Here is a 12,836-nt window from a genome sequence, read left to right as displayed (position 1 = left end):
GGGACGGGACTGGGTTTGCAGGCGTTGGTAAAGCGGGAAGATGTAGCAGATGTATCTACCGCATCAGGCTCACGATTCACGGTGACCCTGGCAAGCACAGTGCCGGCACTCTACCGGGGTTTCCGGAGAAAAGCGAATCCTTCCCGCCCACAAGCTGAACAGGGAGGTCCCGGCGGTTCCGTCGAACGCCTGCCGGCATCCGGAGCCACCCCTCCATGCGGCGTATCATGACGCCCCTTTGCCCGATCCCCCACCATGGCCCTCAAGTCCACCGTCGTCAAAGCCGAACTCCAGATCAGCGACATGGACCGCCATTACTACGGTGCCCACGGCCTGACCCTGGCCCAGCACCCATCGGAGACCGACGAGCGGCTGATGGTGCGCCTGCTCGCCTTCGCACTGCTGGCCGAGGACCGGCTGGAATTCGGCAAGGGCCTCAGCAACGAAGAAGAACCCGACCTCTGGCGCAAGGACTACACCGGCCTGATCGAGCAGTGGATCGACCTGGGCCAACCGGACGAATCCCGGATCCGCAAAGCATGCGGGCGTGCCCGGGAGGTCGTGGTGGTGAACTACGGCGGCCGCGCGGCCGATCTCTGGTGGGACAAGAATGCAGCGCTGCTGGCCCGCCACCGCAACCTGACCGTGCTCGACATCGCCCCGGAGGCGGTGGATGCGCTCACCGCGCTGATGGTGCGCAGCATGCGGTTCAACGTGATGATCCAGGACGGCGAAATGCAGTGGATGACCGACGATCGCGTGGTCAGCGTCATCCCCGCGATCCGCCAGACGGGGCTTGCGCGGGCTGCCTGATCGCATGGCGCCCACCCACGACGTCCTGGTGATCGGCGGCGGCGCAGCCGGTCTCATGACCGCACTCACGGCAGGTCAGCGTGGCCTGCGCGTGCTGGTCATCGAACATGCCAACAAGGTCGGCAAGAAGATCCTGATGTCGGGCGGCGGACGCTGCAACTTCACCAACACCGGCACCACGCCCGCCAACTTCCTGTCGGCCAATCCGCATTTCTGCAAGTCGGCGCTGGCGCGCTACACGCCGGGCGATTTCATCGAGCTGGTCCAGCGCCATCGCATTGCTTTCCACGAGAAGGAACTGGGGCAGTTGTTCTGCGATGTGTCGTCCAAACTCATCGTGAAGATGCTGGTGGACGAATGCGTCGCCGCAGGCGTACGCGTCGAGACGGGCTGCAGCGTGCAGCAGGTCCGCCACGACGGCGGCGTATTCCGCATCGATACGCCACTGGGCCGTTTCGCCGCACCATCGCTGGTGGTGGCCACCGGCGGCCTGTCGATCCCCAGCATGGGCGCCACCGGCTTCGGGTACGAACTGGCGAAGCAGTTCGGACACGCCGTGCTGCCCACGCGTGCCGGACTTGTCCCGTTGACGCTCAGCGGCAAGCACCAGGAGCGGCTGGCCGACCTGAGCGGTGTCGCGTTCCCGGTGGAAGCCCGATGCGGCAAGACGCGTTTCCGCAACTTCATGCTGCTGACCCACCGCGGTGTCAGCGGGCCCTCGATCCTGCAGATCTCGTCGTACTGGCAGCCGGGCGATGACCTGCGAATGGACCTGCTGCCGGACCGGGATGCGCTGGACTGGCTGCAGTCCCAGCAGAAGCAACGTCCGGACGCCGAACTCAAGACCGTGCTGTCCGACGCGCTGCCGCGTCGCTTTGCCCAGCGCCTGTGCGAGGTCTGGCTGCCCAACCGGTCGATGAAGCAATTCAACGCCCCCCAACTGAAGGAGGCGGCCGCGTTGCTGGCCGGCTGGCCGCTGGTCGCCAGCGGTACGGAAGGCTATCGCACCGCCGAAGTCACGCTGGGGGGCGTGGACACCGACGGCGTATCCAGCAGCACGATGATGTCGAAGCACGTGCCGGGCCTGTTCTTCGTCGGCGAAGTACTGGACGTCACCGGCTGGCTGGGTGGGTACAACTTCCAATGGGCCTGGGCTTCGGGCCACGCGGCGGGCATGGCGGTCTGACGCACTGCGGCGTTCCTGCCCCGACCACCTTTGCTAGCCTTTGGAAACCGGTGTCATCACAGGTATTCCATGCATCCGTTCCCTCCCGTTCCTTCCTCGCGCCGCGATTTCCTGCGACAGCTCGCCGCCACCTCCGCGATGGCGGGCCTGCTCGGCCCCGGACTGTTCACCGCGCAGGCGGGCTCCCGGTCTTCGCTTGCCACCACGCGTAGCGGACGCATCGCAGGCATCGTGGATCGCGACATCCACGTATTCCGCAGCGTGCCTTACGGCGGCGACACCGCCAACCGACGGTTCCAGCGCGCCGCGCGTGAAGCCGCCTGGAAGGGAACGCGCGATGCCACCCGCTACGGCGCATCCGCACCCCAGCGCGGCGATGCCGACGGACAGCCCGCCAGCGAGGACTGCCTGTTCCTCAATGTCTACACCCCTGCGCTGCGCGAGGGTGGCAAGCGCCCGATCCTGTTCTACATCCATGGTGGCGGCTACAACAACGGCTCCGGCTCCCACCCGCTGTACGACGGCGTGAACCTGTGTCGCCGCGGCGATGTCGTCGTGGTCACCGTCAATCACCGGCTCAACGCGTTCGGTTACCTCTATCTTGGCGAGAGCGGCGACGAACGCCTGCGCGACGCCGGCAACGTGGGCCAGCTCGACCTGATCGACGCCCTGCAGTGGGTTCGCGAGCATGCGCACGAGTTCGGCGGCGATGCGGACAACGTCACTGTATTCGGCCAGTCGGGCGGCGGAGCCAAGATCGCCACGCTGATGGCCATGCCGGAAGCCGATGGCCTGTTCCACAAAGCGATGACGATGAGCGGCCAGCAGGTCACCGCCGCCGGCCCGCGTGCAGCGGCACAGCGCAGCGCGCTGTTCCTGGCCGGACTGGGCCTCGGCCCACGCGATACCGATGCGCTGCTCGCGATGCCGATGGCGCGGCTGCTGGACGCCACGCGCGTGCGCGATCCGTCGCGGGTGGAGAACACGGCGCTCTACTTCGGCCCGGTGCTGGATACGCACAACCTCCCCCGGCACCCGTTCTACCCCGATGCGCCCGCGCAGTCGGCACGCATTCCGATGATCATCGGCAATACGCGCGACGAGACGCGCGCGTTCCTGGGCAACGACGAAGCGAACTTCGCGCTGACCTGGGACCAGTTGCCGCAGAAGCTGCGCGAGCAGCAGTACGTGGACCTGTCGCCGGAGGTGGTCATCGCCGGATACCGCCGCCTGTATCCGGACTACACGCCGTCCGAGGTGTTCTTCGCGGCCACCACCGCGGGCCGCTCCTGGCGCGGCGCCGTCATCGAAGCCGAGGAGCGTGCGAAGCAGGGATCGCCTGCGTGGGTCTACCAGTTGGACTGGCGCTCGCCAGCCGAAGGCGGACGCCTGCGCGCCTTCCACACGCTCGACATTCCGCTGGTGTTCGACAACGTGACGGCCGAGGGATCGAAGACCGGCGACGACGCACGCGCACGCACGATGGCCTCGCGCATGAGCAAGGCCTTGATCGCCCTCGCCCGCCATGGCGATCCCAACCACGCGGGCTTGCCCGAATGGGCGCCTTACACGCTGCCGCAGCGCCAGACGATGGTGTTCGACGACACATCCAGCGTGCAGGACGATCCGCGCGGCGGAGAGCGCCGGCTGTACGAGCGCGTGCCGTTCCTCCAGCGAGGCACCTCGTAGGGTGGGCCTTCGTCCACCACCGTGTCGCATCTGCTCGCGTGGAGGATGATCGGCGGCTCGACGCACGCCGCGTCCGACCCCGTGCGACGGTCGGCCAAGGCCCACCCTACGATTGCATGACCTCGGCCGCGATCTGGAACGAGCGCAAGCGCTTTTCGTGATCGAAAATGTTGGCCGTCAGCATCAGCTCGTCCGGGCGGTGCCGCTCGATGAAGTCCGCAATGCCCCTGCGCACGGTGTCGCGGCTGCCGATGACAGCACAGGCCAGCGCCTGCGCAACGCCTGCTTTTTCGTGCGGCTCCCAGAACGTTTCGATGTCGTCGATCGGTGGCGGCACCAGGCCGGCACGCCCGCGACGCAGGTTGACGAAGGCCTGCTGCTGGGTGGTGAACAGGTGTTTCGCCTCGGCATCGGTCTCGGCCGCCACCACGTTCAACGCGAGCATCGCGTGCGGCTTGGCCTGCCGCTTGGATGGGCGGAAGTCGCGGTGGTACACCAGCAGCGCCTGGTCCATGGCATCGGGTGCGAAGTGGGACGCGAACGCGTACGGCAAGCCGAGCGCGGCGGAGAGCTGCGCACCGAACAGGCTGGAGCCCAACAGCCACACCGGCACGTCGAGGCCCGCGCCCGGCACGGCGCGCACCGCCTGGCCCTCCTGTACCGGCTCGAAGTAGCGCAGCAGTTCCTGCACGTCCTGCGGGAACTGCTCGGCGCTGTCGAAATAGCGGCGCAGCGCACGCGCCGTTGCCTGGTCGGTACCCGGCGCACGGCCGAGACCGAGATCGATGCGCCCCGGATACAGCGACGCCAGCGTGCCGAACTGCTCGGCCACCTGCAGTGGCGAATGATTCGGCAACATGATGCCGCCGGCCCCCACGCGGATCGTCGAGGTCGCCCCTGCGACGTGACCGATCAGGACCGCCGTCGCGGCGCTGGCGATGCCCGGCATGTTGTGGTGCTCGGCAAGCCAGTAACGCGTGTAACCCCAGCGCTCGGCATGCTGCGCGAGGTCGCGCATGTGGACGAACGCCCGGGTGGTATCGCTGCCCTCGCAGACAGGCGCGAGGTCGAGGAGCGAGTAAGGGATCATGGGGACACCGGCAATGACGATGTCATCGTCATGGGGCCGCAGGCGATCCGGTTCCACTCTGCGGCATGGGATGCTGCATCCCGCCTAGCCCAGCAGGTCGAACGGCCCGCCCTGTTCCAGCGCACGCTGGTAGGCAGGCCTGGCGTGGATGCGCTGCAGGAATCCGGCGAGATTCGGACAGGCCTCCAATCCGGCGCGTACCGCCGCCGCTTCGACCGGAAAGCTCATCTGGATGTCGGCTGCGCTGAACTCGTCCCCGGCGAACCACGGCGCCTTGCCCAGTTCGCTTTCCATGTAGCCCAGATGGAGCTTCACCTGCGGTCCGACGAAGGTCCGCATCGCCTTGTCGGCGATGCCGCGCGCGATGGGTCGGGCGAAGAACGGCATCGGCGCCTTCTTCAGGCGGGAGAACACCAGGCTGAGCAGCATCGGCGGCATCGCCGAGCCTTCCGCGTAATGCAGCCAGTGGCGGTAGCGCAGGTGCTCCGCCGTGCCCGGCGACGGTGCGAACCGGCGCGCGGTGTCGTAACGCTCCACGAGGTATTCGAGGATCGCACCGGATTCGGCCAGCACGTGCTCACCGTCCACCACGACGGGCGACTTGCCCAGCGGATGCACTCTCTTCAGTTCCGGCGGCGCGAGCATGGTCTGCGGGTCGCGCTGGTAACGCACCACCGTGTAGTCCAGGCCCAGTTCTTCGATCAGCCAGAGCACGCGCTGGGAACGGGAGTTGTTGAGGTGGTGGACGGTGATCATGCCGGTGCTCCGTGGGGGTGGGCCATGCTACCGCGCCTCTCATCCCTGTAGGAGCGACGTCAGTCGCGACCGCACGGCCAACGCTTGCGGGAGCGGACACTCAACATCGGGGCCTCGCGCTTGGAGCTGAGTCACGCACGGCCGCTGCATCCGGTCGCGACTGACGTCGCTCCTACAAGGAAACGATGCGACTCAGGAACTGCACGACAGCATCGAACAACCCGCGCGATCGCGTGCCCAGTCGGGGCGACGCCCGGCATAGCGTTCGCGACCCGGCTGGTCGTCGTACGGCCGGCGCATCACGTCCAGCAGCGCATGCACGCCGGACAGGTCGCCCGCTTCAGCGGCATCGATGGCCTGCTGCGCCAGATAGTTGCGCAGCACGTAGCGGGGATTGGCCAGGCGCATGCGTTCATGGCGCGTAGCGGCGTCGAGCACGTCGTCCGCCCGGCGGCGTGCATGCGCGGCAAGCCAGTCGCGCAGCCCAGGTGCGATGGCCTCGCGCTTCCCCGCGTCATAGAAGGAGTCATCGAAAGCCGACAGCGAGGCGTCCGACGGATCCGCGTCGATCAGCGCACGGAAGAACAAAGTCATGTCGACCTCGCCGTCCTGCAGGAGGCGGAGAAGGACTTCCATCTGCATGACATCTTCCTCGTGGCACTCGGCCAACCCCAGCTTGCGCGCGATGTTGTCGCGATCGGCACGCGCGTAGGCGTCAGCGAAGCGCTGCAACCCCTCCTGCAGGGCCTCCACCCCGTCGAACAGCGGCGACAACGCCTGCGCGAAGCGGCTCAGGTTCCAGCCCGCCACCCGGGCCTGCCAGCCGAAGCGATAGCGACGACCCTGCGCGTCGGTCGTGTTCGGCGTCCAGTCCGGATCGTAGTTGTCGATCCAGCCGTAGGGGCCGTAGTCGATGGTCAGGCCGAGCACCGACATGTTGTCGGTATTCATGACCCCATGGACGAAACCCACGCGCATCCAGTGCGCCACCATCACCGCCGTGCGTTCGCAGACCTCGGCGAACCACGCCGCGTACAGCGACTCGCCTTCCCCCGACAGGTGCGGGAAATCGCGCCGGATCGTGAAGTCCACCAGTGCGCGCAGCAGGTCCGTGTCGCCGCGCGACGCCGGCAACTGGTAATGGCCGAAGCGCAGGAACGACGGCGCCACGCGGCACACGATCGCGCCCGGCTCGGGTTTCGGATGGCCGTCGTAGAACATGTCGCGCACGACCTGCTCGCCCGTGCCGACCAGGCTCAAGGCCCGCGTCGTCGGAACGCCGAGATGATGCATCGCCTCGCTGCACAGGAACTCGCGGATCGACGAGCGCAGCACCGCGCGGCCATCGGCGGTGCGCGAATACGGGGTCGGCCCGGCACCTTTCAGCTGCAGTTCCCAGCGTTCGCCCCGCGCATTGATCGCCTCGCCCAGCGTGATGGCGCGACCGTCGCCGAGTTGCCCGGCCCAGTTGCCGAACTGGTGGCCGCCATAGTTGCCGGCGTAAGGCTGCATGCCGGCCAGCAGCGTGTTGCCGCCGAACACCTGTGCGAATGCGGGAGACGCGACATCGGCGTCGTCGAGGCCGAGCAGCGCCGCGACTTCATGCGAATGCGCCAGCAACACCGGCGCGGCAACGGGCGTGGGGTCCACGGCCGACCACAGTGCGCCGCGGACTTCACGGCGTCGCGGGGATCGTTCCGGATCGCCCGGCAGTTCGTTGACGTAGCGGTTGTCGAAATGCAGCGCGTGCATGCCGCTCATGCGGCGTCGGCCGCGTCGTCCACCAGCGGCGTGAGATCCGGACGCAGCGCAACGCGCTCGTCGAACACGAAGCAGGCGCCGTCGTAACCGGCGCCACCGGCCTGTTCGAAGTATCCCAGGATGCCGTCGTCCAACTGCAGCACGTTGTCCATGCCATCGGCCTGCATCCACAGCGCGGCCTTCTCGCAGCGGATGCCGCCGGTGCAGAAGCTGACCACGGTGGCGTCCTTCAGCGCCTCGCGATGCCGCTCCAGTGCCGCCGGCAGGTCGGTGAACTTGTCGATCGGCAGCGTCAGCGCACCGGTGAAGGTGCCGTAGGCGATCTCCTGCTGGTTGCGGGTATCCAGCATCACCACGCGGCGGCCGGCATCGTCATGCCCCTGCTCCAGCCAGCGGGCGAGCGTACGGGGTTCGACGACGGGGGCCCGCACGTCTTCCGGCGTGGTGCCGGGGCGGCGGAAGCTGATGATCTCCTGCTTCACCTTGACCTTGAGGCGTGCGAACGGCACCTGCCGGCTGGTGCTGTACTTCACCCGCAGGCCGGCGAAGCGCGCGTCTGCGCGCAGCGGCGCGAGAAAGGATTCGATCGCATCCGCCCCACCGGCCAGGAACAGGTTCAGGCCCTCGCCCGCCACCAGCACCGAGCCCCGCAGCGAGAGCGCCTCGGCGCGCTCGCGCAGGGTCGACGCGAATGCCTCGGGAGCGTCGATGGGCGTGAAATGGTAGGCCGCGATGTTGGTGATCATGCGCTGATTTTACCGCCCGTTGGCGGCGCGCGCCTCAGAGCAGCATCCAGGGCAGCGCGAGGGTCAGCACGATGATCGCGACCATCGCCGCCAGCACCCCGACCACGTACAAGGGCCGCGCGCGCAACTGGCCCGCAAACGTCTCCGCACGCCCTTCGCGCTCCGCCGCCGTGCGGTCCTCACGTGCCTGCGTCCGCCGCCGGGCCTGGTAGTCCGCCATCAGGACCCTGGCGCGCGCGAGCTGGTCGATGTCTTCGATCCACAGCCCGCCAGCGGAAATCCCCCACGGGCTGGGCTGCGTCTCATAGAAGTCGATCGCGTTCGCCCGCAGCAGCTCGCGCACATCGTCGGCCTCGTCGCCGGGCACGTTGCGCAGATTCAGGAAAAGTTTCGCCATGCCGCCAGTGTAACCGCTGCAATCCGGGCCACCGGGCAGCAGGATGCGCTACCCTGCGCGCCTTTCGCCCTGTGGATGAAGCCCTCGATGCGTTCCCTGCTGCTCTCCGTTTCGCTGCTCGTGCTCGCTGCCTGCAACGCCCCCGTGCCGTCGCCCAGCGGCAACGTCGCCGAACTTGAGCGTATCGACACCCTCGCCGGCACCGGCGCCATCGCGACCAGCGGCAGTGATGCGACGGTCCACTACACCGGCTGGCTGTACGACGAGAACGCCCCGCAGCAGCGCGGCCTGAAGTTCGACAGCTCGGTGGATCGCGGCCAGCCCTTCACCTTCCTGCTCGGTGCCGGCCAGGTCATCCGGGGCTGGGACGAGGGCGTGGCCGGCATGAAGGTCGGCGGCAAGCGCACGCTGCGGATCCCCGCCGACCTCGGCTACGGCAGCAATGGCGCCGGTGGCGTGATTCCCCCCGGCGCATCGCTGGTGTTCGATGTCGAACTGCTGGACGTCAAGCCGCACAAGTGAGTACCGCTACGCCCCTGTAGGAGCGACGTGAGTCGCGACCGCGAGACATAAAGGCAAGCAGACCTTCCACGTCGCGCACGAATTCCCGCCCCAGGTGGTCAAGCCGTGCGGCCGCGACTCACGTCGCTCCTACAGAAAGCACGGACTACTCCACCGGCGCCAGCCGCAGGTCGTGGAAGTCGAAGCTGAAATCGGTCAGCGGCGAGATCGCCTCCATCCGCGCCTCGCGGATGCCGCCGTCCGGTTTCAGCGAGAACGTCAGGAAGGCGTCGGCGTTGAGCCAGCGCTCGCGCCAGCGCACCACGAAGGTGTCGTGCTGCCACGGCTGCAGGTCGCCGACCAGCTCGGGAGTTCGGCTGAAACGCAGCACCAGGCCCTCGCCTTCCTGCATTACCACGACATCCCCATACCACGGGTCGCGCAGCGTGCCGGCGTAGTTCGCCAACGGCAACGACGGCTTCGACGTGGCGTCGCGTGCGGCCTGCAGCTTCTGCCAATGCTCGTCGGCGTTGCCCTTCGCCTGCGCAACCTGCGCCTGGTAGGCGGCCAGCCAGTCGGTGCCGCTGTTCGCCAGGTACGCGTCCAGCACCTTCAGCGTGATCGCGTGGAAGGCGGCGCCGACCTCCTGGTTGGTGAGCACCACCACGCCCAGCTTCTGCTCCGGTACCAGCGTCACCCGCGAGACCATGCCGGGCCAGCCGCCGGTGTGCCAGACCAGCTTGCGGCCCTGGAAGTCGGACACCATCCAGCCTTCACCGTAGCCGAGGAAGTTCGGCTTCGCCGCCTTCAGTGCTTCCACCTTCGGCTCGGTGATCGGGATTGGCGTGACCAGCGACCACATCGCCTTCTGCCGCGCGGGCGTGAAGAGCGCATGTTCGCGTCCCTTCGCGTCCCGGTACGTGCCTCCGGCGAGCTGTGCGTTCATCCACTTCGCCATGTCGTCGACGCTGGAGTAGATGCCACCTGCGCCGGCGACATTGCGCCACGTCATCCGCGGCGCCGGCTGCAGCGTGGTGAAGTCCGCCATCGCATGCCCGGTGGCGACATTGTCGCCCGGCTTCAGCGCATCGCTGTTGTAGCGCGTCGCGCGCATGCCCAGCGGCTGGAAGAAGCGCGTGCGCAGGAACTGGTCGTACGACTGGCCACTGGCCTGCTCGATCACCAGCTGCGCCACGCCGTACAGGATGTTGTCGTAGGCATAGCGTTCGCGGAAGCTGCCGCTGAGCGGGACATCGCGCAGGCGTTCGGCCACTTCCCGGTTGCTGTAGGTGGTGGTGGGCCAGTACAGCAGGTCGCCCGCCCCCAGGCCCAGTCCGCTGCGATGGACCAGCAGGTCGCGGATGCGCATCTCGCGGGTGACGTAGGGGTCGGCCATGCGGAACCACGGCAGGTGGTCGATGACACGATCCTCCAGTTCCAGCTTGCCTTCGTCGGCCAGCATCGACAGCGATGCCGAGGTGAAGGCCTTGGTGTTGGAAGCGATGGCGAACATCGTGTGCGCATCGACCTTCGCCGGCTTGCCCATCTCGCGCTCGCCCCAGCCTTTCGCCAGCACGACCTCTCCGTCCTTGACCACCGCCACCGCGATGCCCGGGACATCGAACGCCCGGCGCACGGATTCGACATAGGTATCCAGGTCCTGCAACGCAGGCGGCGGCGTGGTCTCCTTCGCCACGGCGCCGGTGGCCACCAGGCCGAGCAGCCAGAGTGCGCGGCCTGCAGCCGCCATCAGGTTCGAACGCATCGCATGTCCCGTATCCGGAGTCACGCGCGACGATACCGCACGCGGCGCGCGCGATGCGCCTGCCGGAAGCGCCGTGTGGGCGCGGCATACTATGCGGATGCCTGCCCAGCGCTCCGATGACCCACCTTCCACGCCCTCCGTCGCCGTCATCGGTGGCGGGCCCGCCGGGCTCATGGCCGCCGAAACCCTGCGTGCGGCCGGCCTGCGGGTGGACCTGTACGACGCCAAGGGGTCGGTGGGGCGCAAGTTCCTGATCGCCGGCAAGGGCGGCATGAACCTGACCCACTCCGATCCGTTCGATGTCTTCGTCGCGCGCTACGGCGACAGACAGGAGGACGTGGCAGCCTGGTTGCGCGGCTTCGATGCGGACGCCCTGCGCGACTGGGCGCGCGGGCTGGGCGTGAAGACGTTCGTCGGCACCTCGGGCCGGGTGTTTCCGTCCGATCTCAAGGCGGCCCCGCTGCTGCGCGGCTGGGTGCGGAGGCTGCGCGAACAGGGCGTGTGTTTCCATGTGCATCATCGGTGGTCGGGATGGACCGACGACGGCGCCCTGCGCTTCGCGACGCCCGACGGCGAGGCCACCGTGTCCGCCGCCGCCACCGTCCTGGCGATGGGCGGCGGAAGCTGGCCGGAACTCGGTTCGGACGGCGCATGGGTGGATACGCTGCGGACGAAAGATGTCGCCATCGCGCCCCTGCAACCTTCCAACTGCGGCTTCGACATCGCGTGGAGCGAGCACCTTGCGACGCGGTTCGCTGGCGAGCCCCTCAAGCCGGTCATCGCGCACTGGCAGGACGCTGATGGCACTGCGCGCCAACGCCAGGGCGAGTGCGTGGTCACCGCCACCGGCATCGAGGGCAGCCTGGTCTATGCACTCTCGCCGATACTGCGCGACGCCATCGAACGCGATGGTCACGCCACGCTGGCGCTTGACCTGCTGCCCGGCCGCGACGAACAGGATCTTGCACGGCGACTGGCCAGATCGCGCGGCTCGCGCAGCCTGAGCGAACACCTGCGCCGCGAGGCCGGCGTGAGCGGCGTGCGCGCGGCGCTGCTCTACGAAGTCCTGGACAAGACGGCACTGGCCGAGCCCGCCAGGATCGCGCGCACGCTGAAGCGCTTTCCCTTCCGGCTGCTGCGCCCGCGGCCGATCGCCGAAGCCATCAGCAGTGCCGGCGGCGTGGCCCTGGAGGCACTGGACGACCATCTGATGCTGCGCGCCCTTCCGGGCGTGTTCGCCGCCGGCGAGATGCTCGACTGGGAAGCCCCCACCGGTGGCTATCTGCTGACGGCGTGCTTCGCCAGCGGCCGCCATGCCGCGCGCGGCGTGATCGACTGGCTGGCGCAGCGCAACGCCTGAGTGTGGTCGTCCGCAGGGGCTGCGGCGCGCACCCCGGGAAGTGCGTGCCGCAGCGGCTGCGGAACGTGCGCGCACGATACGCGAGGCATTGTTGATGTCCGGTTAGCGTTTCGAAGCAGTTTTATTACAGACGTTTACAGCCGGATGTGCATCCTCGTGCCCAAGCGCCGAAACGCACTCACTCCGCCTCGTCACGCGGCCCCTCCGTCGTCGCTCCTTCGCATTTCGCCTTCGCGGCCACGTACATGTTGTCCACCAGGTTCGGATAGCGGCGGCCGGCCGCGAACGCACGGGCCCTGGCTTCCTGCACCTGCTCGGGCGTGAGTTTCTGGCCTCCCTCGCGACGCTTCGGCGCCGGGCGCTGCCAGGGACCGGGTTTGCGCGCCGCCATCGTTCAGACCGCGGCGGTGACCACGATTTCGATCAGCCATCCGGCACGCGCGAGATGTGCCTGCACGGTCGCACGCGGGGGTGCGTTGCCTTCCGGTACCCAGCTGTCCCAGACGCGGTTCATGCCTTCGAAGTCCTGCAGGTCCTTCAGGAATATCTCGGCGCGCAGGATCTTCGATTTGTCCGTGCCCGCGCGCGCCAGCAGCGCATCGATCTCGCTGAGCACCTGTTGCGTCTGTCCGGCGATACCCTGCGTCGCGTCCTCCGCAATCTGTCCGGCGAGGTACACCACGCCGTTGTGGATGGCCATTTCGGACAAACGCGTGCCCACGTCGAACCGCTGGATCATGATGCTCTTCTCCCTGGTTGGAAGCCGCAGCTT

13 protein-coding genes are annotated in these 12,836 nt (G+C 67.9%); 5 read left to right on the top strand and 8 right to left on the bottom strand.

What is annotated here, in order from left to right; all coding sequences use genetic code 11:
• Positions 1-255: 255 nt before the first annotated feature.
• The 3 genes from OY559_RS08755 (at position 256) to OY559_RS08745 (ending at position 3,688) form a co-directional block, all read left to right on the top strand.
• Complete coding sequence (locus OY559_RS08755; RefSeq protein WP_277729660.1) at positions 256-813, top strand: YaeQ family protein; 558 nt, start codon at positions 256-258, stop codon at positions 811-813.
• Between the two features lie 4 nt (positions 814-817).
• Entirely contained in the window at positions 818-1,999 is a 1,182-nt protein-coding gene (locus tag OY559_RS08750; RefSeq protein WP_277729659.1) for a BaiN/RdsA family NAD(P)/FAD-dependent oxidoreductase, read from the top strand.
• 69 nt (positions 2,000-2,068) lie between these two features.
• Entirely contained in the window at positions 2,069-3,688 is a 1,620-nt protein-coding gene (locus OY559_RS08745) for a carboxylesterase/lipase family protein (protein ID WP_277729657.1), read from the top strand.
• A 106-nt stretch (positions 3,689-3,794) separates the two neighbouring features.
• Here the strand turns inward: OY559_RS08745 and OY559_RS08740 are convergent, their stop codons facing one another.
• From OY559_RS08740 to OY559_RS08720, 5 genes are all read right to left on the bottom strand, one after another.
• Positions 3,795-4,778, bottom strand: coding sequence for an LLM class flavin-dependent oxidoreductase (locus OY559_RS08740; protein WP_277729656.1), 984 nt, complete (start codon positions 4,776-4,778; stop codon positions 3,795-3,797).
• Positions 4,779-4,862: 84 nt separating this feature from the next.
• Positions 4,863-5,534, bottom strand: coding sequence for a glutathione S-transferase (locus tag OY559_RS08735; protein WP_277729655.1), 672 nt, complete (start codon positions 5,532-5,534; stop codon positions 4,863-4,865).
• Between the two features lie 192 nt (positions 5,535-5,726).
• The gene (locus tag OY559_RS08730) at positions 5,727-7,286 is read right to left on the bottom strand and encodes a protein adenylyltransferase SelO (RefSeq protein ID WP_277729654.1); all 1,560 of its coding nucleotides are present in this window, start codon (positions 7,284-7,286) and stop codon (positions 5,727-5,729) included.
• 5 nt (positions 7,287-7,291) lie between these two features.
• Positions 7,292-8,041, bottom strand: coding sequence for a sulfurtransferase (locus tag OY559_RS08725; RefSeq protein WP_277729653.1), 750 nt, complete (start codon positions 8,039-8,041; stop codon positions 7,292-7,294).
• A 34-nt stretch (positions 8,042-8,075) separates the two neighbouring features.
• Complete coding sequence (locus tag OY559_RS08720; protein WP_277729652.1) at positions 8,076-8,438, bottom strand: DUF6164 family protein; 363 nt, start codon at positions 8,436-8,438, stop codon at positions 8,076-8,078.
• 87 nt (positions 8,439-8,525) lie between these two features.
• Here OY559_RS08720 and OY559_RS08715 point away from each other — a divergent pair, with 87 nt between their 5' ends.
• Positions 8,526-8,960, top strand: coding sequence for an FKBP-type peptidyl-prolyl cis-trans isomerase (locus OY559_RS08715; RefSeq protein ID WP_277729651.1), 435 nt, complete (start codon positions 8,526-8,528; stop codon positions 8,958-8,960).
• Between the two features lie 145 nt (positions 8,961-9,105).
• Here the strand turns inward: OY559_RS08715 and OY559_RS08710 are convergent, their stop codons facing one another.
• The gene (locus OY559_RS08710; RefSeq protein WP_277729649.1) at positions 9,106-10,704 is read right to left on the bottom strand and encodes a serine hydrolase; all 1,599 of its coding nucleotides are present in this window, start codon (positions 10,702-10,704) and stop codon (positions 9,106-9,108) included.
• Between the two features lie 97 nt (positions 10,705-10,801).
• Between OY559_RS08710 and OY559_RS08705 the strand changes: the two genes are divergently transcribed.
• Positions 10,802-12,064, top strand: coding sequence for a TIGR03862 family flavoprotein (locus OY559_RS08705; RefSeq protein ID WP_277729648.1), 1,263 nt, complete (start codon positions 10,802-10,804; stop codon positions 12,062-12,064).
• A 178-nt stretch (positions 12,065-12,242) separates the two neighbouring features.
• Here the strand turns inward: OY559_RS08705 and OY559_RS08700 are convergent, their stop codons facing one another.
• Together OY559_RS08700 and OY559_RS08695 are read right to left on the bottom strand one after the other, a co-directional pair.
• Positions 12,243-12,455 carry a hypothetical protein gene (locus tag OY559_RS08700; protein ID WP_277729647.1) on the bottom strand — a complete coding sequence of 71 codons (213 nt, stop codon included), beginning with the start codon at positions 12,453-12,455 and terminating at the stop codon, positions 12,243-12,245.
• A 3-nt stretch (positions 12,456-12,458) separates the two neighbouring features.
• Positions 12,459-12,803 (bottom strand): RidA family protein, encoded by a 345-nt coding sequence (locus tag OY559_RS08695; RefSeq protein ID WP_142125294.1) that lies wholly within the window; start codon positions 12,801-12,803, stop codon positions 12,459-12,461.
• Positions 12,804-12,836: the final 33 nt, after the last annotated feature.

Source organism: Pseudoxanthomonas sp. SE1 (genome assembly GCF_029542205.1).
Taxonomy (GTDB): domain Bacteria; phylum Pseudomonadota; class Gammaproteobacteria; order Xanthomonadales; family Xanthomonadaceae; genus Pseudoxanthomonas_A.
Note: the sequence above shows the minus strand (reverse complement) of the source record. Positions and strands in the feature narration are given on the sequence as shown.

Excerpts from the sequence above, each read along its gene's own strand:
- OY559_RS08700 (WP_277729647.1), bottom strand. The coding sequence starts at position 12,455 with ATGGCGGCGCGCAAACCCGGTCCCTGGCAGCGCCCGGCGCCGAAGCGT.
- OY559_RS08745 (WP_277729657.1), top strand. The coding sequence starts at position 2,069 with ATGCATCCGTTCCCTCCCGTTCCTTCCTCGCGCCGCGATTTCCTGCGA.
- OY559_RS08705 (WP_277729648.1), top strand. The coding sequence starts at position 10,802 with ATGCCTGCCCAGCGCTCCGATGACCCACCTTCCACGCCCTCCGTCGCC.
- OY559_RS08695 (WP_142125294.1), bottom strand. The coding sequence starts at position 12,803 with ATGATCCAGCGGTTCGACGTGGGCACGCGTTTGTCCGAAATGGCCATC.
- OY559_RS08710 (WP_277729649.1), bottom strand. The coding sequence starts at position 10,704 with ATGCGTTCGAACCTGATGGCGGCTGCAGGCCGCGCACTCTGGCTGCTC.
- OY559_RS08720 (WP_277729652.1), bottom strand. The coding sequence starts at position 8,438 with ATGGCGAAACTTTTCCTGAATCTGCGCAACGTGCCCGGCGACGAGGCC.
- OY559_RS08725 (WP_277729653.1), bottom strand. The coding sequence starts at position 8,041 with ATGATCACCAACATCGCGGCCTACCATTTCACGCCCATCGACGCTCCC.
- OY559_RS08715 (WP_277729651.1), top strand. The coding sequence starts at position 8,526 with ATGCGTTCCCTGCTGCTCTCCGTTTCGCTGCTCGTGCTCGCTGCCTGC.
- OY559_RS08740 (WP_277729656.1), bottom strand. The coding sequence starts at position 4,778 with ATGATCCCTTACTCGCTCCTCGACCTCGCGCCTGTCTGCGAGGGCAGC.
- OY559_RS08735 (WP_277729655.1), bottom strand. The coding sequence starts at position 5,534 with ATGATCACCGTCCACCACCTCAACAACTCCCGTTCCCAGCGCGTGCTC.
- OY559_RS08730 (WP_277729654.1), bottom strand. The coding sequence starts at position 7,286 with ATGCACGCGCTGCATTTCGACAACCGCTACGTCAACGAACTGCCGGGC.
- OY559_RS08755 (WP_277729660.1), top strand. The coding sequence starts at position 256 with ATGGCCCTCAAGTCCACCGTCGTCAAAGCCGAACTCCAGATCAGCGAC.
- OY559_RS08750 (WP_277729659.1), top strand. The coding sequence starts at position 818 with ATGGCGCCCACCCACGACGTCCTGGTGATCGGCGGCGGCGCAGCCGGT.